This is a genomic window from Streptomyces yongxingensis (assembly GCF_055597465.1).
This window is the reverse complement of sequence record NZ_CM145717.1, coordinates 2,764,444-2,787,227: the sequence shown is the minus strand read 5'-3', so window position 1 is coordinate 2,787,227 and position 22,784 is coordinate 2,764,444. Positions and strand designations below refer to the sequence as shown.

Below are 22,784 nucleotides of genomic sequence, written 5' to 3'. Positions count from 1 at the left end.
GCCCGCCGGTGGCGGGCCCGGCAGGACGCCATCACCGATATCGCCCCCGCATCCCCTCACAACAGGAGGTCCTTCGTGTTCTCGCGGTCACCCCTCATCCGCAGCGCCACCTGCGGCGCGATCGGTGCGCTGCTGACCGGATCGTTCCTCAGCGCGCCCGCGCGGGCCGAACAGCGCCCGCCGCGTACGGGGTTCGAGGTCAGCCATGGCGCACGGTGGACCACCCAGGCCGAGGAGACGGACTTCCTCGCGGCCGTCGACAAGGCCGCCCCGCGCGTCGCCGTCGACCGGATCGGCGCCACCGCGCAGGGGCGGCCGCTGCGGCTGGTGCGGATCGGCGCACCGGCCGCACCCGCCGATCCGGCCCGCGCGGCGCGCGGCAACGTCCTGCTGCTGATCTGCTCCCAGCACGGCGACGAGCCCTCCGGCCGCGAGGCGTGTCTGTCCACCATCCGCGACCTCGCCTACGCCAAGGACGGCCGGACGCGGCGCTTCCTGGAGCGCACCCAGGTGCTCGTCGTCCCGACCGCCAACCCCGACGGCCGCGCCGCCGACACCCGCGGCAACTCCGACGGCGTGGACATCAACCGCGACCACATCGCGCTCTCCACCGCTGAGTCCCGCGCGATGGCGGGCGTCATCCGCGACTGGCGCCCGGACACCGTCTACGACCTGCACGAGTACGGGGCGACCGAGCCGTACTACGTGAAGGACCTGCTGGCGCTGTGGCCGCGCAACCTCAACACCGAAGACCCGGTGCACCGCGAGGCGCGGACTCTGTCGGACGCCTATGTGCGCCCCAGCGTCGAGGCCGCGGGCCACACCACCGGCGTCTACGGCATCTGGACCGACCCCGAGACCGGCGAGCCGGTCAAGCAGGTGGCGGGCGACGGCCAGGAGCGGATCCTGCGCAACACCGCGGGCGTCAAGCATTCCGTCGGGCTACTGGCCGAGACCCGGGTCGATCCGCTCACCGACGCCGAGAAGGCCGACCCCGCCCTCAACAACCGCCGCCGGGTGGGCTCCCACCTGGCCGCCCTCAACGGCACCTTCGACTTCATCACCCAGCGGCGCGCCCGGATCGAGGCGGCCACGACGGCGGCGCGCCTGGCCGGCTACGCCGACCGGGGCCCGGTCCACCTCGGCGGCGCCGACAACGAACCGCCGGAGGAGGACACGGTCCTCCAGGATCCGCCGTGCGGCTACTGGCTGGACGCCGAACAGTACGGCGAAGTGCGGGACGAGCTGGCCCTGCACGGGGTGACGGCGCGCCGCGTCAAGGGCGACGGAAGCGCCTTCGTACCGCTGCGCCAGTCGGCCCGCGCGCTGGTGCCGCTGCTGCTGGACGGCCGCGCCGCGTACCACCTCACCGCGGGGCGGCCGGTGGACGCGTGCTGACCTGACGCCCCGACGGTGCTGTCCTGACGCCCTGACGGCACACGAAAACACCGGCCCCACGGCCGGTGGCATGCATCTCCGAGTCCTGGGTAGCCGGAAATCCGTCAGATAAACCCCCAGTGAAAGGTCTCTTGCGTGCCGCAGACAGGTACAACCACGGGGGACGTCAGCGGCGATCCCCCGGTGACCGTGGATCTTCCCGGCTCCGACCCCGCCGGGCCCCATCGGACCCCCCGGACGGACCGCGTGGTCTTCGGCGTCTCCGCCGCGCTCACGCTGGCCTTCGTCGTCTGGGGGTCCGTGGCCACCGACACCCTGGAGAGCGTCTCGAACAGCATGCTCTCCGGGCTGATCCACAACGGTGGATGGGCCTTCGTCCTGGCCGCGTCGGGGTTCGTGATATTCGCCCTCTGGCTGGCCATGAGCCGCTACGGCAAGATCACCCTCGGAAAGGAGGGCGAGGAACCCGAGTTCCGCACCGTCTCATGGGTCGCGATGATGTTCAGCGCGGGCATGGGCATCGGTTTGATGTTCTACGGCGTGAGCGAGCCGCTGTCGCACTTCATGACCCCGCCGCCCGGGACCGACCCCGGCACCGCGGCCGAGAAGATGCAGACCGCGATGTCCACCACGCTGTTCCACTGGACGCTGCACCCCTGGGCCATCTACGCGGTCGTCGGCCTGGCCATCGCGTACAGCACCTTCCGCCGCGGCCGCCGGCAGACCATCAGCGCGGTCTTCACGCCCCTCATCGGCTCCAAGAACGCCAACGGCTGGGGCGGCCGGGTCATCGACATCCTGGCCATCTTCGCCACGCTCTTCGGCTCCGCCGCCTCACTCGGCCTCGGCGCGCTGCAGATCGGCAGCGGTGTGGAGGTGCTGGGCTGGAAGAGCGACGTGGGGACGGGGCTGCTGGTCGCCGTCATCGCGATCCTGACGGTGGCCTTCATCGCGTCCGCCGTCTCGGGTGTCGCCAAGGGCATCCAGTGGCTGTCCAACATCAATATGGTGCTGGCGCTCTTCCTCGCGGTCTTCGTCTTCGTGGCGGGCCCGACCATCATCATCCTCGATCTGCTGCCGACCTCGATCGGCTCGTACATCGGCGATCTGCCGCAGCTCGTGGGCCGCACCGAGGCCACCGGCGGCAAGTCGGTCGCGGACTGGCTGAGCAGCTGGACGGTCTTCTACTGGGCCTGGTGGATCTCCTGGACGCCGTTCGTGGGCATGTTCATCGCCCGGATCAGCCGCGGCCGCACCATCCGGCAGTTCGTGGGCGGCGTGATCCTGGTCCCGAGCACCGTGAGCCTGATCTGGTTCGCCATCTTCGGCGGTTCGTCGATGAAGCTGCAGGCCGCGGGGCGGCTGGGGAAGGAATCCACCCCGGAGGGGCAGCTGTTCGGGGTGCTGGAGCAGTACCCGATCGCCGGGGTGATGAGCGTGCTGGTGATGATCCTCGTCGGCATCTTCTTCGTCTCCGGCGCCGACGCGGCGTCCATCGTGATGGGCACGCTCTCGCAGAAGGGCGCCTTCGAGCCGACCCGCTTCGTGGTCATCTTCTGGGGCGTGGTCACGGGCGCGGTGGCGGCCGTCATGCTGCTGATCGGCGGCGGCGGGGGCGACGCCCTCACCGGGTTGCAGAACCTGACGATCCTGGTGGCGGCCCCCTTCACGCTGGTGATGGTGGGGCTGTGCTGGGCCCTGCTGAAGGATCTGCGCCGCGATCCGCTGATCGTCCGGGGCGAGAAGGGCGAGGAGGCCGTCGAGATGGCGGTCATCGCAGGTCATGAGAAGTACGCGGGCGAGTTCGAGATCCGCATCGGCCCGGCGACCCCGTCCGACGCCGACTCCCCGTCGGATGCCGGTTCCCCGTCGGGTGCCGATGCCCCGTCCGGGAACGAGGACGGCGCGGCCGGGTCGGGCGATCGCGCCCCCGTGGCCGACGCCCGCTAGCGGCCCCGGCCGCCGCTTTCGGGCGCGGCCGTGTCCTGCCGCCCGGACCCACCGGTCCGGGCGGCGCACCGCCGGTTACCCCCTGATACCGCCCGGAAGCGGGAATACTTGGGGCATGACCTCCGAGTACGTGACCTTCGGGCTGGCCCCGGCGATGCGCGCGGGCGGTGTGCTGGCCGACGGCGCGTACCAAACCCACCGCGACTTCCTGGACTTCGTGGTGGACGGCAGACCCCTGCTGGCGCGCCTCGCCGACCTCGACGCGGTCTCGTCGCTCGCCGTCGACATCGGGCCCTCCGCCCTCGCCGAGCAGGTGCGGAGGCTGCTGCTGGAGACGGAGGCGCCGCCGGCCGGGAGCCGGTTCGTCCTCTACGGCTGCCCGGAGTGCGAGGGGCTGGAGTGCGGGGCCGTCACCGCCGTCATCGAGCGGGACGGTCCCGACGTCGTCTGGCGTGACTTCGCCTGGCAGACCGGCGAGATCCCGGACGCCGAGCGCGACGGCTACCACGACCTCGGCCCCTTCCGCTTCCACGGCGAGCAGTACCGGACCGCGCTGAAGGGGCTGCTGACGGCCGACGGCGCACTCGCGCCCGAGATCCCGAACGGCCCGAGGGCGCTGCTGATCGGGCCGCGCGCCGCCGTCCTGGCCAAGCTGGCCGCCGCGCTGCGCCGCATCGGCATCGGCGCCGAGGTCACCCTGGACGCGGCCGGTGCCCATGCCGATGAGCTGCGCAAATACGGTGCGGTGGTCTTCGGCCGGACGGTGGGTCAGGACGAGCGTGACGCGGTCCGGGACGCCTTCGCGGCGGCGCGCTCCGAGGCGGTGTGCGTCACCGCGCTCGCCCCGATCGTCCCCCTGCTCATCGCCCAGGTCGAACAGGCCCTGGACCGCACCCCCCACGACCACCGCCGCCTCCTCGGCCTGACGACGGTGGCGGGCGGGGCCGAGGCGGTGGTCGAGGTCGCGGCCACGTGCCGGGTGGCGCTTGTGGCCCATCGCCTGGACCGGCTGTCCCGGCCCCGTACGCGCGAACTCTTCGACGCGGTCCTGGACCCGGGCACCCACCACGTTCCCCTGGATCCCCGCGCCGTCCGCGGCCGCTCCTACCTGGTGGCCCGCACCAACGAGGCGGTCCGGGTCACGCCCGTGGAACGGTAGGGGGCAGCCGGCCCCCACGCGGTCTCGTCCGGGCTTGCCTTCCGGACCGAGCGGGCCCGCCCCCGCCCCACCTGGCCGGCCGTACGGGATACCCGGTCCCTGGCGCCGCCCGCACCCGCGCGATCGCGCTCGTGGGCGGGCGCCCGGCGCGTGGCCATCACGCGGCCGGTGGGCGGCCTGGGACACGCCTCCGCCGCCTGGCTGCCTGCCGCCCGGTCTCGCCACGATGGCGAGACCGGGCAGGGGCGGACGGGCGAACCGGCGCCCAACCGCCCGGCGGGCTAGCGGTTCTTCGGGTCCAGGAGGCCCGCCCTCCGCAGGGCGTCGGCCATCGCGCCGTTCACCGGGGCCGCGTCGCGGCCGCCGCCGCGCTGGCCGCGGCTCCCGCCCTGGCGCTGCTGGGGCGCGCCGCGACGGCCCCCGCCGCCGCGCTGGCCGCGGCTGTCGTCGGAGCGGTCGCGGTCGCGGCCGCCGCCGGACGGGGCGCCCGCCTCGTCGTCGAGCCGGAGCGTCAGCGAGATCCGCTTGCGCGGGATGTCGACGTCCAGGACCTTCACCCGCACGATGTCACCGGGCTTGACCACGTCCCGCGGGTCCTTGACGAACGTCTTGGACATCGCGGAGACGTGCACCAGACCGTCCTGGTGCACACCGACGTCCACGAACGCGCCGAACGCCGCGACATTGGTGACGACGCCCTCCAGGATCATCCCGGCCGACAGGTCGCCGATCTTCTCGACGCCCTCCTTGAAGGTCGCGGTCTTGAAGGCGGGACGCGGGTCGCGGCCCGGCTTCTCCAGCTCCTTGAGGATGTCGGTGACGGTCGGCAGACCGAAGGCGTCGTCCACGAAATCGTCCGGCCGCAGGCCGCGCAATACCGAGGTGTTGCCGATGAGAGTGGTCACGTCGCCGCCCGCCGTGGTGGCCATCCGCCGCACCACCGGATACGCCTCGGGGTGCACGCTCGACCCGTCCAGCGGGTCGTCGCCGCCGCGGATGCGCAGGAAGCCCGCGCACTGCTCGTACGCCTTGGGGCCGAGCCGGGCCACGTCCTTGAGCGCCTTACGGTTGCGGAACGGTCCGTTGGCGTCGCGGTGGGAGACGATGTTCTCCGCGAGGCCGGTGCCGATGCCCGAGACCCGGCTGAGCAGCGGGGCGGAGGCCGTGTTGACGTCCACCCCGACGCCGTTCACACAGTCCTCGACGACCGCGTCGAGCGAGCGGGAGAGCTTCACCTCGGACAGGTCGTGCTGGTACTGACCGACGCCGATCGACTTCGGATCGATCTTGACCAGCTCGGCCAGCGGGTCCTGGAGCCGGCGCGCGATGGACACGGCGCCGCGCAGCGAGACATCGAGGTCCGGCAGCTCCTGCGAGGCGAAGGCGGAGGCCGAGTACACGGAGGCGCCCGCCTCCGAGACCATCACCTTGGTGAGCTTCAGCTCGGGGTGCTTGCCGCACAGCTCGCCCGCCAGCTTGTCGGTCTCGCGGGACGCCGTGCCGTTGCCGATCGCGATGAGCTCCACCTGGTGCTCGCGCGCCAGCCGGGCCAGCTTGTCCAGGGCCTCGGCCCACTGGTTGCGGGGGACGTGCGGATAGATCGTGTCCGTGGCCGCCACCTTGCCGGTCGCGTCGACCACGGCCACCTTCACCCCCGTACGGAAGCCGGGGTCGAGGCCCATCGTGGCGCGCGTCCCGGCCGGGGCGGCGAGCAGCAGATCGCGGAGGTTGGCGGCGAAGACCCGGACGGCCTCGTCCTCGGCGGCCTGCCGCAGCCGCAGCCGCAGATCGATGCCGAGGTGGACCAGGACGCGGGTGCGCCAGGCCCAGCGCACCGTGTCGGCCAGCCACTTGTCGGCGGGGCGGCCGCGGTCCGCGATGCCGAAGCGCTGGGCGATGGAGCGCTCGTAGGAGGTGGGGCCGGTCTCCTCGGAGGGCTCCTCCGGCTCCAGGGTGAGGTCGAGGACCTCCTCCTTCTCACCGCGGAACATCGCCAGCACCCGGTGCGAGGGCAGCTCGGTGAACGGCTCGGCGAAGTCGAAGTAGTCGGCGAACTTGGCGCCCGCCTCCTCCTTGCCCTCGCGCACCTTGGTGGCCACCCGGCCGCGCTCCCACATGCGCTCACGCAGCTCGCCGATGAGGTCCGCGTCCTCGCTGAACCGCTCGGTGAGGATGGCCCGCGCGCCCTCCAGCGCGGCGGCGGCGTCCGCGACACCCTTCTCGGCGTCCACGAACGCCGCCGCGGCGGCCGTGGGCTCCACGGTCGGGTCGCCCAGCAGCCCTTCGGCGAGCGGTTCGAGCCCGGCCTCGCGGGCGATCTGCGCCTTCGTACGCCGCTTCGGCTTGTAGGGGAGGTAGATGTCCTCCAGCCGGGCCTTGGAGTCCGCGGCGAGGATCTGCGCCTCCAGGGCCTCGTCCAGCTTGCCCTGGGAGCGGATCGAGTCGAGGATCGCGGTGCGCCGCTCCTCCAGCTCCCGCAAATAGCGCAGCCGCTCCTCCAGGGAGCGCAGCTGCGCGTCGTCGAGCATCTCCGTCGCTTCCTTGCGGTAGCGCGCGATGAACGGCACGGTGGAGCCGCCGTCGAGCAGCTCGACGGCGGCTTTGACCTGCCGTTCCCGTACGCCGAGTTCCTCGGCGATCCTGCCTTCGATGGACGTCGTCACGATCACGCTCCGCTTTCGGTCTGCACTGCTCCTGCATTGTGGCAGGTGGCACTGACGAAGCGGTCGCGGCCGACGCTATCGGCGGGCCGGAGAGGCCCGGGTACGGGCCGGGCGGACACCGGTATCAGCCGGAAACGGTCATCACACCCGCCTGCGGCGCGGTCCGCTCGCCGCGTCGGAGGCACCGCCGAGGAGGCGGGCCACAGCGCGGAAGGGAAGCGTCACCACGGTCGCGATGGCGGCACCGATGGCACGGAGCACGTCGGCGATGGCGCGGAACACGGGATACCTCCTGTCGGTCGGTGGCGGCTCGGCGGCGGCCGCCGGGCACCGCTCGCTACGCGGCGCACGGGCTGTTGCCGGCGTACGCGGCGCGCGGTGTGGGCGCCCGGTTGTCAGACGGCCGATCGCGCACAACGGGCGGGTATCCGGATGTGCCCCTGCCAAACGCGACCTTCGGCGGGGCCGCTGACCGGGGCCCCGCCGGGCTCCTGCGCCGGGCCTACGGTGCCCAGGCGTGCTGTCCGGAGGGGCTGGTGACGCCTGCGGCGGGCTGCTCCCCTCCCCGCCCCTCCCCGAAACTGGGGCATCCGCCCCAGACCCCGGACCGGGGCATCCGCCCCAGACCTCCAGGCCGGGGCTTCGCCTCAGGACCCCGGGCCGGGGCTCTGCCCCAGACTCCGGGCCGGGGCTTCGCGTCAGACTCCTGGGCCGGGGCTCTCTCCCCCCAGACCCCCCGGGCCGGGGCATCGATATGCGGCTCGCCGCGTGGCGGGGGTCCGCCCCGGGGCCCGGGGGCCAGGGGCTTGCGCCCCTGGTAGTGGGAAGGGGCGGGGAGGGGAAAGATCCGCCGGGCACCCGGAGACGGGCCCACTCTGCCCGGCCGTCGCGCCGCGGGCGCGGACCGGGGCCGAGTCCGCCGCGGGCCTGGGGCCCGCGGGGTGCGTCATACCGGTGGGGCCACCGGAGGTGGAGGTACGTCGCCTCCAGGTTCCGGCGGCCTCGCGTCCGTGGCCGCGCCCTCCCGGGAGGCGTGGCCACGGACGGGCGCCCCAGGGGGCCGTTGGTCAGTTCTTGCCGCGGAGGTCGGTCGGGAAAGCGCCGTTTTCGCGGGCGGTTGTGGAGAAGGCGGTGGCGAGCTCGGTGAGCCGGGCCACGCCCTCGGCGCCGAGGTGCTCGTACGGTGCCGCGTCCAGGCGGTCGGTCTCGGCCTCGAGGTCCTGGCGCAGCCGCTCACCCGCCTCCGTCAGCTCGTTGTCCGCGGTGAGCAGGCCGCGGTCGCGCAGCCGCTGGCGGCCCGCCTCCCACTCCTCGGCGCTGTAGCCGCGCGTCCGCAGGATCCACTTGGTGGACATGCCCTGACCCGTCGCGGTGTGGGAGGCCAGCGCCTCGACCGCGTCCAGCCCGGCGCCGACCAGGGTCATCAGATGGGCGTCGCCGCGGTGTTCGCGCAGCAGCGTGGCGGCGTGCCACAGCGCCAGGTGCGGAGCGTCCGGAACGGGCAGATCGGCGTGGGCGGCGTACAGCGGGCGCGCCAGGCGCGAGCACGCCTCCGTGGCGCGCAGGGCCAGCTCCGCGGCCTCGGCCATCTCCTTGGAGGCGATGGCCTCCTCGCCCAGCACCCGCCGCAGCACCGAGTCGGCGGCCCGCAGCCGGGCCTCCAGGGCGACCTCGGGGGAGACCACGTCCCACGCGGCCGGAATGTGGCGGGCGACCAGGTCGTGGCTGAAGTTGAAGAAGGTCGCGGTGACGGTGCCCGCGCCCACCCGTCCCAGGGGCGCCGCGCGGCCGACGAAGTACGCGGCCGCGCCGTCCTTCAGCCCCAGCCCGGCGAGTTCCTCGCCGAAGTCGGGGGAGAAGTAGATGGCGGAGTGGAGGGGGTTGACGACGCTGTAACAGCGACGGGCGGCAAGCTCGGGAAGTGTGGTCATGGGCCGCACGCTACCGACAGGTAGTCAGCCCCGGTAGCCCGGGTCTCACCAGTCCTCATCGGCCCCGCCGGATCCGGCCACTCCTTGGCCGCCGTGACGCTCCTACGGATTCCACCGGCCCGTCCGGTCCGGCCAACACCCCGGCCGGCGTGACGCCCTTACGGATCCCGTGAACCCGCCTGACCCGGCCGCGACGCCCGCCGTGGTCATTCGGCCGGTGGGGTCCAGCGGAACCGCGGCGGGCGGCGCTCGAAGAAGGCCGCGATGCCCTCGGCGGCCTCCTTACTGAGCCGCGCCTGCTCCTGCCAGTACGCGACCCGGTCCGGTTCGACGGGCCCGGTCGCGAACTCCTTGACCGCGGCCTGGGTGAGCTGCGACCGGGAGACCAGCACCCGCGTGAACTCCGCCACCCGCTTGTCGAGTCCGCCCGCCGGCAGCACCTCGTCCACCAGACCGGTGCGCAGCGCCCGCTCGGTGTCGATCAACTCGCCCGAGAACAGCAGGAACTTGGCGGTGGCCGGTCCCACCAGCTCGACCAGCCGGCGGGTCGAGCCGGGGGCGTAGACGATCCCCAGCTTGGCCGGCGTGATCCCGAAGTGGGCGCCCTCCTCGGCGAACCGCAGATCGCAGGCGGCCGCGAGCTGACAGCCGCCGCCCACACAGTAGCCGCGCACCGCGGCCAGGGTCGGCTTGGGGAAGGCGGCCAGCGCCTCCTCGGCGGGCAGCGCGATCCCGGTGGTCTCCTCGTACGTGGCGCTCAGCGAGCCGATGTCGGCGCCCGCGCAGAAGGTGTCGCCGTCGCCGGTGAGCACCAGCGCCCGTACGGCGGGGTCGGCGGCGAGCCGGGCCAGCAGCGGGGGCAGCGCCCGCCACATCCCGGGGGTCATGGCGTTGCGCTTGGCGGGATGGCGGATGACGACGGTCGCTATGCCGTCGGCGACCTCGTGCTCCAGAGAGGGCTCCATGCGGCGGATCGTATCCGGGCCGCTCGTATCCGGGCCGCGCGGCGGCGCCTCCGACCGCATCCGGGCCGGGGCCCGGCTGGGACCCCGCCGTTCGAGCCGGTCACGGCGGAGTCAAGGCTCGGAATCCACGCGAGCAGGAACAGTCGAGCGCGTGACCCTGGCATACGCCAACGATCAAAAACGCTCGATAAGCATCAAATTGTGCGTACTCCGTCGGTCAGTACCAGAGCTTCCCAACACTCGATACGAGAGGTCGGGCCGCGGCGAGGGGTGGGTATCGCACATGGAGATCGTCGGGAGAGTCCCCTCCGAAGCGGGACACGCCCCGCCCCCGCCCCCGGTCGCCTACGAGGGGACCTGGCGGTTCACCGCACCGGCCCTGGACTCCTCCGTGCCGCAGGCCCGGCACGCGGTACGCGAGCTGCTGGTCCATCAGCGGGTGCCGGTGGACGACGAACTGGTGGAGAGTCTGCTCCTGATCGCCTCCGAGCTGGTCACCAACGCGGTACGGCACGCCGCGCTGCTCTCCCCCGAGATCGCCGTCGAGGTCTCCCTGAGCCGGGACTGGGTCCGGATCGCCGTCGAGGACAACCATCCCTACCGGCCCGTCGCGCTGATGGCGGACCAGGGCGGGACCGGCGGGCGGGGACTGCTGCTGGTGACGGCGATCACGGAGGAGGCGGGCGGGGTCTACGACGTGGACCACACGGCGAGCGGCGGCAAGGTGGTCTGGGCCGCCCTTCCGCTGCCCGGCGCCGCTACCAGCCTGCCGCCGTCCCGGTGAGCTCACGGACCGCCGGGCGGGCCGCGTCCAGCACGGTCATGAACCACGCCGAGAACGGGCCCTCGTCGCGCAGCTTCTCCAGCTCGTCGGGGGTGACGAAGGCGGTCTCGCCGATCTCCTCGGGGTCCGGGCGCGGGGTCGCCCGCACCAGCCCCGCGAAGAGGTGGTTGTACTCCTGCTCCACCAGGCCCGAGGCCGGGTCCGGGTGGTTGTAGCGGACCGTGCCCGCCTCCCGCAGCAGCACGGGCGCCACGCCCAGCTCCTCGGCGGTGCGCCGGGCGGCGGCCACGAACGGCGGCTCACCGGGGTACGGGTGGCCGCAGCAGGTGTTGGACCAGACCCCGGGGGAGTGGTATTTGCCCAGCGCACGGCGCTGGAGCAGCAGCCGCCCCTCGTCGTCGAAGAGGAAGACGGAGAACGCCCGGTGCAGCTTGCCGGGTGCGAGATGCGCGGAGAGCTTCTCCGCGGTGCCGATCGTCGTACCGTCCTCGTCGACCAGCTCGAGCATGATCCGTTCTGCGGAACCGCTCGACGCGGCGGTCTCGGCGGTCTCGGCGGAGCCGCCGTTGGCAGGTGTGATCGGCATGACCATCCTCATAGTTCCGACTCGTGAACGTCCAAGTCTGCCGCACATGTGCCCCTCGTCTGTGTCAGTGGCACAGCTTGGCTTCGTGATCAGCATGCCCACCCGGTTCCAGCTGGAACGTGCAGTGCCCGACGTCGAAGTGCTCCCCGAGACACCCCTGGAGGGCGTGCAGCATCCGCTCGTGGCCCATCGCGTCCAGGGCCCCCGGAGCGACCACCACATGCGCGGAGAGCACCGGCATTCCCGAGGTGATGGTCCACACATGGAGGTCGTGCAGCCCCTCGACCCCGGGCAGCCCGAGGATGTGGGCGCGTACGGCCGCCATGTCGACATTCCGTGGCGCCGCCTCCAGCAGCACGTTCAGCGTCTCGCGCAGCAGCTTGTACGTCCGTGGGACGATCATGAGGCCGATCACCAGGGAGGCGATGGGGTCGGCCGTCTGCCAGCCGGTCGCGAGGATGATCCCGGCGGACACCAGCACCGCGACCGAGCCCAGCGCGTCCGCCGCGACCTCCAGGAAGGCCGCCCGGACGTTCAGGCTGGTGCGCTGCCCGCCCCGGAGCAGGGCCAGCGACACCAGGTTCGCGGCCAGGCCGACGGCGCCGAAGAGGACGGTCAGCCCGCCCTCGGTGGCGGCCGGGGTGAGGAACCGCAGCACCGCCTCATAGAGGATGTAGCCGCCGACGCCGAACAGCAGCAGACAGTTGGCCAGGGCCGCCAGGATCTCGGCGCGGGCGTACCCGTAGGTGCGGTGCGGGCTCGGGGGACGGCCCGCGAAGTGGATCGCCAGCAGCGCCATCGCGAGCCCGAGCGCGTCCGTCGCCATATGGCCGGCGTCCGCGAGCAGGGCGAGGGAGCCGGCGAGCAGACCGCCGATGATCTCCACGGCCATCACCGTGAGGGTGATGGCCAGGGCGATCCGCAGCCGCCACCGGTGGGCGGCGCCCGCGGTGGTCCGGCCGCGGGCGTGGTCATGACCTGCGCCCATGTGCGTAGGGGCCTCCTCCCGGCGCCGCGGTCCCTTGGCTCACCAGTGAACTACGGAGCCGGGGCGGCGCCGGGTCAGCCGCGCCGGTGCCCGGTCAGCGGCGCCGGTGCCCGGTCAGCGGCGCCGGTGCCCCGTGGGGCCGGTGCGCCGGTCAGCCGCGCCGGGCCTCGGGGTGGTGCAGGCACCAGCCCTCCCAGGCCGACTCCACCATCGCGCGCACATCGTGCCGGGCGCTCCAGCCCAGCTCCTTGGCGATCAGTTCGGTGGATCCGACGACCCGGGCCGGATCGCCCGCCCGGCGTGGCCCCACCACGGGGGTGAGCTCCGGGCGGCCGGTGACCTCGCCGATCAGATCGGACATCTCCCGCACCGAGACGCCCCGGCCGGTGCCGATGTTCACCGTGAGATCGCCCGGCCCCGGCTGTGCGGCCAGGTGACGGGCCACGGCCAGATGGGCGGAGGCCAGATCCTCGACATGGATGTAGTCGCGGACACACGTGCCGTCGGGGGTGTCGTAGTCATCGCCGAAGATCCGCGGCGGCTCTCCCGCGGTGATCCGCTCGAACATCATCGGGATGATGTTGAACACTCCGGTGTCGGCCAGCTCGGGGCGCGTGGCACCCGCCACATTGAAGTAGCGCAGACAGGCCGTGGAGAGTGAATGGGCCGCGCCCGCCGCCCTGACCAGCCACTCTCCGGCCAGCTTGGTCTCTCCGTACGGATTGATCGGCAGGCACGGAGTGTCCTCGGTGACGAGTTCCACATCGGGCATGCCGTAGACGGCGGCGGAGGAGGAGAAGAGGAAGCGGCTGACACCGGCCGCGACCGCCGCCTCCAGCAGCACCGTGAGCCCGTGCACATTCTCCCGGTAGTAGCGGAGCGGCTGCTCCACGGACTCCCCGACCTGCTTCTTCGCCGCCAGATGCACCACACCGGTCACCCCCAGCTCGGCGAACGTGCGGTCCAGCAGCTCACGGTCCAGGGTGGAGCCGCACACCAGCGGCACGTCCTCGGGCAGCCGTGCCCGGGCGCCGCTGGTCAGGTCGTCGAGCACGGCCACGGACTCGCCCGCCTCGGCCATGGCCCGCACGACATGCGACCCGATATATCCGGCACCACCTGTGATCAGCCATGTCATGCCCCGCACCTTATCCATGGCGGGGCGATCGCCGTTTGTGGAGGACAGCCGCCATCCACCATGATGATCGGCGGCGCGCGGAAGTGGTCGTTCCCCCGATCGTGTGGTGAATGTGCGGTGAACGGCGGCTTCCATCGATCCGATAGCCTCTGCCGGACGTGCCGCCGACCCCACGGGGCCAGGGCGTGCGATGCCCATGGTCCGGAGGGCCCCAGGCCAGTGCCATCAGCGGCGCGGCCACCATGTCAGTTGCCAAGGAGTGAGTTCGTCTGTCGACCGCGATTCTCACCGGTGCGCCGGTCGCCGGCTCGTCCCTCGAGGACGACCTGCGGTCGCTGGGCTTCGCCGTGCGTACGGCGACGGACGCCGCCGGGGTCACGGCGGAGCTCGCCGCCGTCCCGGCGCGTGAGCGAGTGGCCCTCGTGGACCCCCGCTTCGTCGGCCATGTCCATGCCCTGCGGCTGGCCCTCACCGACCCCCGCTTCCCCGCCGCCACGGTGCGCGGTGCGCTCAGTGTGCAGGCCGAGGCCCGTGCGGCCCTGGCCCGCGCCGTGACGGCTGCCGCCGCCACGGCGCGGACCTCTGGGAACGGAGGTGGGGCGCCCACCGCCGCCCCCGCTCAGGCCCTCGGCTCCGCCGAGAGCCTGGAGCGCGAGGCCGCGCCAACAGTGGTGCCCGCCACCGTGCCCGACCGGGCGTGGGAGGCGCGGCCGCCCGCCGGCCCGGTCCCGGGCCCCGGCGCGGACGCCAGGGGCGGCGACGCGGACCTGCCCGGAGCGGCCGTGGCTGCCGGGCCCGCCACGCGGGCCGGTGAGACGGTCGGCGCGGGGCGCGCCGCCGACGGCTTCGCCGCACCGTCGCGGTCCGTGGCCGCGGAGGCGGCCAGGCACGGCGCCGCCGACGCCCACTCCCGCGTGGACGACATCGCCGCCGCCCTCGACGCCGAAGGCGTCTCCGTGCACCGGCCCGAGCTCGGGGTGCTCGTGGCCGCCGTGCCCGCGGACGCCTTGTCGCGGGCGAAGGCACGGGACGCCGTGGACGCGGTGGACGACGAGCGGGTGCGGCTGCGATCGGCCGTGAAGGCGCGGGACGGCTTCTTCACGACCTTCTGCGTCAGCCCGTACTCCCGCTACCTCGCCCGCTGGTGCGCCCGGCGCGGGCTGACCCCCAATCAGGTCACCACCGCCTCCCTCCTCACCGCGCTCATCGCCGCGGCCTGCGCGGCCACCGGCACCCGGCCCGGGTTCGTCTCGGCCGGTGTGCTGTTGATCGCCTCGTTCGTGCTGGACTGCACCGACGGGCAGCTGGCCCGCTACTCGCTCCAGTACTCCACGCTCGGCGCCTGGCTGGACGCCACGTTCGACCGGGCCAAGGAGTACGCCTACTACGCGGGCTTGGCCCTCGGCGCGGCCCGCGCCGACGGCGACGACGTCTGGGCGCTCGCGCTCGGCGCGATGGTGCTCCAGACCTGCCGCCACGTCGTGGACTTCGCCTTCAACGAGGCCAACCACGACGCCACCGGCAACACCAGCCCCACCGCCACCCTCTCCGGCCGCCTCGACAGCGTCGGCTGGACGGTCTGGCTGCGCCGCATGATCGTGCTGCCGATCGGCGAGCGCTGGGCGATGATCGCCGTGCTGACGGCGTTCACCACGCCCCGTATCACCTTCTACGCGACTCTCATCGGCTGTGCGCTGGCCGCCTGCTACACCACCGCGGGCCGGGTGCTGCGCTCGCTGACCCGCCGGGCCGAGCGCACGGACCGGGCCGCCCGCGCCCTCACCGAGCTGACCGACTCCGGCCCGCTGGCCGAGCTGGTCGCCAAGGCAGCCCCCCGCGGGATGAGTTCGTACCTCGCCCCGCTCTCGGCCGCGCTCGGCGCGGCGGCCGTCCTGGCCTCCACCGCGGCCGCCGGTTTCGGCTCCTGGGTGCCCGTCGGCTGCGCCGCGCTCTACGCGGTCCTCGCGGGCGTCGCGGTCGCCGCGCCCCTCAAGGGCCCCCTCGACTGGCTGGTGCCGCCACTCTTCCGCGCGGCCGAATACGGCAGCATCCTGATCCTGGCGGCTTGCTCGGAGGTGAACGGCGCCTTGCCGGCGGCTTTCGGGCTCGTTGCGGCAGTCGCCTACCATCACTACGACACGGTGTACCGCATCCGCGGTGGCACAGGGGCGCCCCCGCACCGGCTGGTGCGGGCGATCGGCGGGCACGAGGGGCGGACGGTGGCGGTCACGGCCGCCGCTGCCCTGCTGCACCACCAGAACCAAGGTTTCACCATCGCGTTGACCGCTTTGGCGGCGGCCCTCGCGCTGGCGGTGCTCATCGAGAGCATCCGCTTCTGGGTGTCCTCAGGAGCACCCGCTGTACACGACGAATCAGGAGAACCCGCATGATCGGCCTCGTGCTCGCGGCCGGCGCCGGACGGCGTCTGCGCCCCTACACCGACACGCTCCCCAAGGCCCTGGTGCCAGTGGACGGTGAGACCACCGTCCTCGACCTGACCCTCGGCAACTTCGCGGAGATCGGTCTGACCGAGGTCGCCATCGTCGTCGGCTACCGCAAGGAGGCCGTGTACGAGCGCAAGGAGGCCCTGGAGAAGCGTTACGGCCTCAAGCTCACGCTGATCGACAACGACAAGGCCGAGGAGTGGAACAACGCCTACTCCCTCTGGTGCGCCCGGGACGCGATCCAGCACTCCGTGATCCTCGCCAACGGCGACACCGTGCACCCGGTCTCCGTCGAGAAGACCCTGCTGGCCGCGCGCGGCAACGGCCAGAAGATCATCCTCGCCCTGGACACGGTCAAGCAGCTCGCCGACGAGGAGATGAAGGTCGTCGCCGACCCCGACAAGGGCGTCCAGAAGATCACCAAGCTGATGGACCCGGCCGAGGCGACCGGTGAGTACATCGGCGTCACCCTGATCGAGGGCGAGGCCGCCGCCGACCTCGCGGACGCGCTGAAGGCCACCTTCGAGCGCGACCCCGACCTCTACTACGAGGACGGCTACCAGGAGCTGGTCAACCGCGGCTTCAAGGTCGACGTGGCCCCCATCGGCGACATCAAGTGGGTCGAGATCGACAACCACGACGATCTGGCGAAGGGCCGTGAGATCGCGTGCCAGTACTGACGAGGCTCATCCCCTCGCCGCTCGTCGTCGACATCCGCGCGGGCGCCCTGGACGATCTCGCGGGGGTCCTCGCCGACCAGCGGATCTCCTCCTCCGGCAAGCTGGCCATCGCCATCAGCGGCGGCTCCGGCGCCCTGCTGCGCGAGCGGCTGGCGCCGGCGCTGCCGGGCGCGAGCTGGTACGAGGTCGGCGGCGGCACCCTGGATGACGCGATCAAGCTCGCCGACCGCATGAAGTCGGGGCACTACGACGCGGTCGTGGGGCTGGGCGGCGGAAAGATCATCGACTGTGCGAAGTTCGCCGCGGCGCGCATCGGCCTCCCGCTGGTCGCCGTGGCCACCAACCTCTCGCACGACGGTCTGTGCTCCCCGGTCGCCACCCTCGACAACGACGCGGGCCGCGGCTCGTACGGGGTGCCCAACCCGATCGCCGTGGTCATCGACCTCGATGTGATCCGGGAGGCGCCGGTCCGCTTCGTCCGCTCCGGTATCGGTGACGCCCTGTCCAACATCTCCGCGGTCGCCGACTGGGAGCTGTCCAACCGGGAGACCGGCGAGCAGATCGACGGCCTCGCGGCCGCGATGGCGCGCCAGGCCGGTGAGGCCGTGCTGCGCCACCCCGGCGGGGTCGGCGACGACGGCTTCCTCCAGGTGCTGGCCGAGGGACTGGTGCTCACCGGCATCTCGATGTCGGTCGCGGGGGACTCCCGCCCGGCCTCCGGTGCCTGCCACGAGATCAACCACGCCTTCGACCTCCTCTTCCCCAAGCGCGCCGCCAGCCACGGCGAGCAGTGCGGCCTGGCCGCCGCCTTCGCGATGCGTCTGCGCGGGGCGCACGAGGAGTCGGAGCACATGGCCGAGGTGCTGCACCGGCACGGGCTGCCCGTGCTGCCCGAGGAGATCGGCTTCACCGTGGACGAGTTCGTCCAGGTCGTGGAGTTCGCTCCGAAGACGCGCCCCGGCCGCTACACGATCCTCGAGCACCTCGACCTCTCATCCGACGCGATCAGGGACGCATACGCCGACTATGCCAAAGCAGTCAGTCAAGCCATCAGTGGCTGAACTCCGCCCGGTCGTCCACCCCGCGGGGGTGAAGGACCGGCGGAGCGGTGAGCACTGGGCCGGGCGCCTCTACATGCGGGAGATCTCGCTGCGCTGTGACCGGCACCTGGTGAACACGCGGGTCACGCCCAACCAGCTGACGTATCTGATGACCGTCTTCGGCGCCCTCGCGGCCCCGGCCCTGCTGGTGCCGGGGATCGCGGGCGCCGTGCTCGGGGTGCTGATGGTCCAGCTCTACCTGCTGCTGGACTGCGTCGACGGCGAGATAGCCCGCTGGAAGAAGCAGTTCTCGCTGAGCGGTGTGTATCTGGACCGGGTCGGCGCCTACCTGTGCGACGCCGCGGTGCTCGTCGGCTTCGGTCTGCGCGCCGCCGACCTGTGGGGCTCCGGGCGGATCGACTGGCTGTGGGCGTTCCTCGGCACCCTCGCCGCGCTCGGTGCCATCCTGATCAAGGCCGAGACCGACCTCGTCGGGGTCGCCCGGCACCAGGGCGGTCTGCCGCCGGTCAAGGAGGCGGCCGCCGAGCCGCGCTCGTCCGGTGTGGCGCTGGCCCGCAGGGCGGCCGCGGCGGTGAAGTTCCACCGGCTGGTCCTCGGGGTCGAGGCGTCGCTGCTCATCCTCGTGGTGGCGGTCGTGGACCAGGTGCGCGGCGACCTGTTCTTCACCCGGCTGGGCGTTGCCGTACTGGCCGGTATCGCCCTGCTGCAAACCCTGCTTCACCTCGTGTCCATCCTCGCGTCGAGCAGGCTCAAGTGAGCATGAGCACAATGAAGCTCGGAGCGGTCGTCCTGACGATGGGCAATCGCCCCGAGGAGCTGCGCGCACTCCTCGACTCGGTCGCCAAGCAGGACGGCGACCCGGTCGAGGTGGTCGTCGTGGGCAACGGCTCGCCGCTGCCCCCGCTCCCCGAGGGCGTCCGGACCGTCGAGCTGCCCGAGAACGTGGGCATTCCGGCAGGTCGCAACGTGGGCATCGAGGCGTTCGGACCCGGCGGGTCGGACGTCGACGTGCTGCTGTTCCTCGACGACGACGGACTGCTGCCGGGCACCGACACGGCCGAGCTGTGCCGTCAGGCGTTCGCCGCCGACCCGAAGCTGGGCATCATCTCGTTCCGCATCGCCGACCCGGACACCGGCGTCACCCAGCGTCGCCACGTGCCCCGGCTGCGCGCCTCCGACCCCCTGCGGTCCTCCCGGGTGACCACCTTCCTGGGCGGTGCCAACGCGGTCCGTACTGCGGTGTTCCAGCAGGTCGGAGGGTTGCCGGACGACTTCTTCTACGCCCATGAGGAGACCGATCTGGCCTGGCGGGCGCTGGACGCCGGATGGATGATCGATTACCGGTCGGACATGGTGCTGCACCATCCGACCACCGCCCCGAGCAGGCACGCGGTCTACCACCGCATGGTGGCGCGCAACCGGGTCTGGCTGGCCCGGCGTAACCTTCCTGCGCTGCTCGTCCCCGTCTATCTGGGCGTCTGGCTGCTGCTCACACTGGCCAGGCGTCCTTCGAAAACCGCACTTCGGGCCTGGTTCGGAGGGTTCCGGGAAGGCTGGAAGACACCGTGTGGTCCACGCCGGCCCATGAAGTGGCGTACGGTATGGCGCCTGACCCGACTGGGCCGACCTCCTGTCATCTGACAAGCTCGTAACGAAGAGCATCGGGCGCGACCCGGGGCGCGGCCCCGCTCAGCGCACCCTGAAGACGAAAGTGTCAACTGTGAGCGAGACTACGCACGACGGTGCGGTAGCCGTGAGTGGCCCGCCATCAGCCGACGACGGCCTGTCCCCGGCCGAGCTGGCGCGGAAGTATGAGCTGTCGGTCAGCGGCGCCCGGGTGGGCCTCGGCGAGTACATCCGCCAGATGTGGGGCCGACGTCACTTCATCCTGGCCTTTTCGCAGGCCAAGCTCACCGCTCAGTACAGCCAGGCCAAGCTCGGCCAGCTGTGGCAGGTGGTGACCCCGCTGCTCAACGCCGCGGTGTACTTCTTCATCTTCGGCCTTCTGCTGGGCGGCAGGGGCGGAATGAAGAACGACATGTACATCCCGTTCCTGGTGACGGGTGTGTTCGTCTTCACGTTCTCGCAGAACTCCGCGATGGCCGGGGTGCGCGCCATCTCCGGGAACCTGGGGCTGGTGCGGGCCCTGCACTTCCCGCGGGCCTCGCTCCCCATCTCGTTCGCGCTCCAGCAGCTCCAGCAACTGCTCTTCTCGATGATCGTGCTGGTTGTCGTGTTGCTGGGGTTCGGGCACTTCCCGGCCTTCGCGTGGATCCTGGTCATCCCGGCCCTGGCGCTGCAGTTCGTCTTCAACACCGGTCTGGCCCTGGTCCTGGCCCGGATGGGGGCCAAGACTCCTGACCTCGCGCAGCTGCTGCCGTTCATCCTGCGTACGTGGATGTACGCCTCCGGTGTGATGTATCCGCTGGAGCACATGCTCCAGAAGGCGGGGGCGCACTCCTGGGTCTCCGACGTGCTGCTGGCCAACCCGGCGGCGGTCTACATGGACCTGATGCGGTACGCCCTGATCAACGACTACCCCTCGTCGAGCCTGCCGCCGCATGTCTGGGCGCTGGCGCTGGGGTGGGCGGTGCTGATGGGCGCCGGGGGATTCGTGTACTTCTGGAAGGCAGAGGAGCAGTACGGCCGTGGCTGAGCAAACCCTCGACAAAGGTGCCCAGGCGGAGCAGGCCGAGCAGGCCGCTCAGGTGGCTTCCGCGCCGACGCGGGTGCCCACCGTCATCGCCGACGACGTCCACATCGTCTACCGGGTCAACGGCGGGCCCAAGGGGAAGGGCAGCGCCACCGCCGCCCTCAGCCGCATGCTGGGCCGGAAGAACGCCCCGGGGATGCGCGAGGTGCACGCGGTGCGTGGGGTCACCTTCGTGGCGTACAAGGGGGAGTCGATCGGTCTGATCGGGTCCAATGGCTCGGGGAAGTCGACCCTGCTCAAGGCCGTCGCGGGGCTGCTGCCCACCGAGCGCGGCAAGGTCTACACCAACGGGCAGCCGTCGCTGCTCGGTGTGAACGCGGCGCTGATGAACGACCTCACCGGTGAGCGGAACGTGATCCTCGGCGGTCTGGCCATGGGTATGTCGCGTGAGCAGATCCGCGAGCGCTACCAGGGCATCGTGGACTTCTCGGGCATCAACGAGAAGGGTGACTTCATCACCCTGCCGATGCGTACGTACTCCTCCGGTATGGCGGCCCGGCTGCGGTTCTCCATCGCCGCGGCCAAGGACCACGATGTGCTGATGATCGACGAGGCACTGGCCACCGGTGACAGGAAGTTCCAGAAGCGCTCCGAGGCCCGGATCCGCGAGCTCCGCCAGGAGGCCGGCACGGTCTTCCTGGTCAGCCACAACAACAAGTCCATCCGGGACACCTGTGACCGGGTGCTGTGGCTGGAGAAGGGCGAGCTGTTGATGGACGGCCCGACCGACGAGGTCATCAAGGCGTACGAGAAGGAGACCGGCAAGTAGCCGCTCGGCGAACGCCGTTCCATAGACCATCAGGCCCCGCCGGGCAACCCGGCGGGGCCTTGTTGTCCACAAGCGGACCGTGCACCGCGGGTGGGAATGGGTGTGGAATCGTGGCACGTTGGGCAGGGCGACGGGGGAATCTGCGCGGGGGGCTGACGGGGTGGCCAGTAGTGGTGCCGTGGGCGGAAGCGGCCATGCCGAGAGGGTGTTCCGCGTGCAGCGGGCCTTCACCCAGCTCGGCGGACGGGCCCATGGGCCCGGGGCGCTGGCCAGAGCGGCGGATCTGGACGACTCGACCGTCTACCGGATCCTCCAGTCCGGGGTGCACCAGGGCATCTTCGTCCGCGAGGGCCGGGGTCTTTACCGGCTGGGCTCGGCGGCTCCGCAGCTCGGTCTGAAGGCCCTGGCCCACTCGCCCGCGCCGGAGGCCGCCCACGCCCTCCTGGAGGCGCTGCGCCGGGCCACCGGGGGGCTGGCCTTCCTCTATCTGCTGGCGCCGTTCGGCGGCGCGCACCGGCAGTGCGTCGACATGGCCGTCGGCGACTCCGATCTGACGGAGCTGGGGATGACGCCCCGTGCGGTGCAGACCGTCGAGCACTCGCTGCGGGTGGGGGCCGCGGGGCGGGCGATCCTGGCGTATCTGCCGGAGACCATCCAGTCGGAGGTGCTCGACCGGCCGGTGCCCGCCGAGGCCGGTCCCGGCGCCTACCAGGACGACGTGCGGCTCCTGGCCTCGCTGGACCGGATCAGGGCGCGGGGGTACGCCCTGGGGCACGAGGAGTGCGCGGCGGGGTGGAACGAGTGCGCGGCGCCGGTCACCTGGGACGGGCTGGTCATGGGTTCGGTGCTGGTGATGAAGCCCAAACAGCTCATGACGCGGTGTCCGGTGACCGTCATCGAGGCGGTGGAGCGGACGGCGGCCGCGCTGGCCGACCTGGGGCGGGGCCGTCCCGCCGGTCCGGGTGGCGACGATTCGAGAACGAAGTAAATTTACGGTAACAGGAGTAAACGCGAAGCGCATTTCCCGCGCTTCACCAGCCCTTTCTCGCGAGGCGAGAAAGGGTCGGAAATCCTTGACTCGTACGGGCGTGCGGCCGCAATAATCAAGAGAGCAATCAAGTCTGATTCTTGCATGATCGGCGGCTCGAAGAGCCGCCTAACTAGGGGGAAATGTCACCGTGTCCGACAGGGGCGGTCTCACCGTCGTGCCCGATATTTCCGTGCCCAACTGGGCGCGGGAGCTGGAACGTGTGCCGTTGTTATCAGCCAGGGAGGGCCAGACGTTTGCGCTGCTCGGCGCGGGCTGGTCCAACCGCCGTATCGCGCTGCGGCTGCAAGTGACCGAGCGCACGGTGAAGGCGCATGTGGCGTCGATACTCGCGAAACTGCAGGTGGAATCGCGGCTACAGGCCGGTCTGGTCGCGCTCAGCTACCGCCACCTGTACCAAAGTACAGTTCCGGGGAGAGGCGTGGCCGGTTAGCGTTGCCGCCGTCTGCCCGTTTATCCGTCGGCCGGATAACGACGTGAACCAACCTGTCGCACAGCAATCGCGCC

The 22,784-nt window shown here is 71.8% G+C and carries 20 protein-coding genes; 13 read left to right on the top strand and 7 right to left on the bottom strand.

The genetic code is table 11. The features are described from left to right. Window positions 1–75: 75 nt before the first annotated feature. From ACZ6TD_RS11670 to ACZ6TD_RS11660, 3 genes are all read left to right on the top strand, one after another. On the top strand, window positions 76–1,398 hold the full coding sequence (locus ACZ6TD_RS11670) for a M14 family metallopeptidase (RefSeq protein WP_471353201.1): 1,323 nt from the start codon (window positions 76–78) through the stop codon (window positions 1,396–1,398). Between the two features lie 135 nt (window positions 1,399–1,533). Further along, on the top strand, window positions 1,534–3,348 hold the full coding sequence (locus ACZ6TD_RS11665; RefSeq protein ID WP_471353199.1) for a BCCT family transporter: 1,815 nt from the start codon (window positions 1,534–1,536) through the stop codon (window positions 3,346–3,348). Window positions 3,349–3,463: 115 nt separating this feature from the next. Next, complete coding sequence (locus ACZ6TD_RS11660; protein WP_471353197.1) at window positions 3,464–4,507, top strand: oxidoreductase; 1,044 nt, start codon at window positions 3,464–3,466, stop codon at window positions 4,505–4,507. Window positions 4,508–4,788: 281 nt separating this feature from the next. On the opposite strand, the gene ACZ6TD_RS11655 is transcribed toward ACZ6TD_RS11660, so the two are convergent. From ACZ6TD_RS11655 to ACZ6TD_RS11640, 4 genes are all read right to left on the bottom strand, one after another. Continuing rightward, on the bottom strand, window positions 4,789–7,170 hold the full coding sequence (locus ACZ6TD_RS11655; protein ID WP_471353195.1) for a Tex family protein: 2,382 nt from the start codon (window positions 7,168–7,170) through the stop codon (window positions 4,789–4,791). 141 nt (window positions 7,171–7,311) lie between these two features. Continuing rightward, entirely contained in the window at window positions 7,312–7,452 is a 141-nt protein-coding gene (locus ACZ6TD_RS11650; protein ID WP_413802244.1) for an LPFR motif small protein, read from the bottom strand. 785 nt (window positions 7,453–8,237) lie between these two features. Then, a complete protein-coding gene (locus ACZ6TD_RS11645; RefSeq protein WP_471353193.1) occupies window positions 8,238–9,101 on the bottom strand; it encodes an SCO6745 family protein in 864 nt (287 codons plus the stop codon). Window positions 9,102–9,307: 206 nt separating this feature from the next. Beyond that, the gene (locus ACZ6TD_RS11640) at window positions 9,308–10,066 is read right to left on the bottom strand and encodes an enoyl-CoA hydratase/isomerase family protein (RefSeq protein ID WP_471353191.1); all 759 of its coding nucleotides are present in this window, start codon (window positions 10,064–10,066) and stop codon (window positions 9,308–9,310) included. Window positions 10,067–10,349: 283 nt separating this feature from the next. On the opposite strand from ACZ6TD_RS11640, the gene ACZ6TD_RS11635 reads away from it, so the two are divergent. Continuing rightward, a complete protein-coding gene (locus ACZ6TD_RS11635) occupies window positions 10,350–10,850 on the top strand; it encodes an ATP-binding protein (RefSeq protein WP_471353189.1) in 501 nt (166 codons plus the stop codon). On the opposite strand, the gene idi is transcribed toward ACZ6TD_RS11635, so the two are convergent. The 3 genes from idi to galE form a co-directional block, all read right to left on the bottom strand. After that, a complete protein-coding gene (idi, locus tag ACZ6TD_RS11630) occupies window positions 10,825–11,436 on the bottom strand; it encodes an isopentenyl-diphosphate Delta-isomerase (protein WP_471353187.1) in 612 nt (203 codons plus the stop codon). The two genes, ACZ6TD_RS11635 and idi, sit on opposite strands and share 26 nt — an antisense overlap. A 64-nt stretch (window positions 11,437–11,500) precedes the next feature. Beyond that, entirely contained in the window at window positions 11,501–12,424 is a 924-nt protein-coding gene (locus ACZ6TD_RS11625) for a cation diffusion facilitator family transporter (protein ID WP_471353185.1), read from the bottom strand. A gap of 151 nt (window positions 12,425–12,575) precedes the next feature. Beyond that, window positions 12,576–13,562, bottom strand: a complete 987-nt coding sequence (gene galE / locus ACZ6TD_RS11620) for a UDP-glucose 4-epimerase GalE (RefSeq protein ID WP_471353183.1) — start codon at window positions 13,560–13,562, stop codon at window positions 12,576–12,578. Window positions 13,563–13,909: 347 nt separating this feature from the next. Here galE and ACZ6TD_RS11615 point away from each other — a divergent pair, with 347 nt between their 5' ends. From ACZ6TD_RS11615 to ACZ6TD_RS11575, 9 genes are all read left to right on the top strand, one after another. Then, on the top strand, window positions 13,910–15,952 hold the full coding sequence (locus tag ACZ6TD_RS11615; RefSeq protein ID WP_471353181.1) for a DUF5941 domain-containing protein: 2,043 nt from the start codon (window positions 13,910–13,912) through the stop codon (window positions 15,950–15,952). After that, on the top strand, window positions 15,949–16,686 hold the full coding sequence (locus ACZ6TD_RS11610; RefSeq protein ID WP_471353179.1) for a phosphocholine cytidylyltransferase family protein: 738 nt from the start codon (window positions 15,949–15,951) through the stop codon (window positions 16,684–16,686). The genes ACZ6TD_RS11615 and ACZ6TD_RS11610 overlap by 4 nt, the downstream gene beginning before the upstream one ends. After that, window positions 16,674–17,747 (top strand): iron-containing alcohol dehydrogenase family protein, encoded by a 1,074-nt coding sequence (locus ACZ6TD_RS11605; protein WP_471353177.1) that lies wholly within the window; start codon window positions 16,674–16,676, stop codon window positions 17,745–17,747. Before ACZ6TD_RS11610 ends, ACZ6TD_RS11605 begins: the two co-directional genes overlap by 13 nt. Beyond that, entirely contained in the window at window positions 17,713–18,504 is a 792-nt protein-coding gene (locus ACZ6TD_RS11600; protein WP_471353175.1) for a CDP-alcohol phosphatidyltransferase family protein, read from the top strand. Before ACZ6TD_RS11605 ends, ACZ6TD_RS11600 begins: the two co-directional genes overlap by 35 nt. 11 nt (window positions 18,505–18,515) lie before the next feature. Beyond that, a complete protein-coding gene (locus tag ACZ6TD_RS11595) occupies window positions 18,516–19,388 on the top strand; it encodes a glycosyltransferase family 2 protein (RefSeq protein ID WP_471357657.1) in 873 nt (290 codons plus the stop codon). 79 nt (window positions 19,389–19,467) lie between these two features. After that, a complete protein-coding gene (locus ACZ6TD_RS11590; RefSeq protein WP_471353173.1) occupies window positions 19,468–20,403 on the top strand; it encodes an ABC transporter permease in 936 nt (311 codons plus the stop codon). Between the two features lie 52 nt (window positions 20,404–20,455). Next, window positions 20,456–21,229 carry an ABC transporter ATP-binding protein gene (locus ACZ6TD_RS11585; protein WP_191069299.1) on the top strand — a complete coding sequence of 258 codons (774 nt, stop codon included), beginning with the start codon at window positions 20,456–20,458 and terminating at the stop codon, window positions 21,227–21,229. Window positions 21,230–21,443: 214 nt separating this feature from the next. Continuing rightward, a complete protein-coding gene (locus tag ACZ6TD_RS11580) occupies window positions 21,444–22,217 on the top strand; it encodes an IclR family transcriptional regulator (RefSeq protein ID WP_471353171.1) in 774 nt (257 codons plus the stop codon). Window positions 22,218–22,407: 190 nt separating this feature from the next. Further along, window positions 22,408–22,710, top strand: a complete 303-nt coding sequence (locus ACZ6TD_RS11575; RefSeq protein ID WP_471353169.1) for a response regulator transcription factor — start codon at window positions 22,408–22,410, stop codon at window positions 22,708–22,710. Window positions 22,711–22,784: the final 74 nt, after the last annotated feature.

Coding starts and splice junctions, on each gene's coding strand:
- ACZ6TD_RS11660 (WP_471353197.1), top strand. CDS start 3,464: ATGACCTCCGAGTACGTGACCTTCGGGCTGGCCCCGGCGATGCGCGCG.
- ACZ6TD_RS11645 (WP_471353193.1), bottom strand. CDS start 9,101: ATGACCACACTTCCCGAGCTTGCCGCCCGTCGCTGTTACAGCGTCGTC.
- ACZ6TD_RS11640 (WP_471353191.1), bottom strand. CDS start 10,066: ATGGAGCCCTCTCTGGAGCACGAGGTCGCCGACGGCATAGCGACCGTC.
- ACZ6TD_RS11635 (WP_471353189.1), top strand. CDS start 10,350: ATGGAGATCGTCGGGAGAGTCCCCTCCGAAGCGGGACACGCCCCGCCC.
- idi (WP_471353187.1), bottom strand. CDS start 11,436: ATGCCGATCACACCTGCCAACGGCGGCTCCGCCGAGACCGCCGAGACC.
- ACZ6TD_RS11625 (WP_471353185.1), bottom strand. CDS start 12,424: ATGGGCGCAGGTCATGACCACGCCCGCGGCCGGACCACCGCGGGCGCC.
- galE (WP_471353183.1), bottom strand. CDS start 13,562: ATGACATGGCTGATCACAGGTGGTGCCGGATATATCGGGTCGCATGTC.
- ACZ6TD_RS11610 (WP_471353179.1), top strand. CDS start 15,949: ATGATCGGCCTCGTGCTCGCGGCCGGCGCCGGACGGCGTCTGCGCCCC.
- ACZ6TD_RS11600 (WP_471353175.1), top strand. CDS start 17,713: ATGCCAAAGCAGTCAGTCAAGCCATCAGTGGCTGAACTCCGCCCGGTC.
- ACZ6TD_RS11595 (WP_471357657.1), top strand. CDS start 18,516: ATGAAGCTCGGAGCGGTCGTCCTGACGATGGGCAATCGCCCCGAGGAG.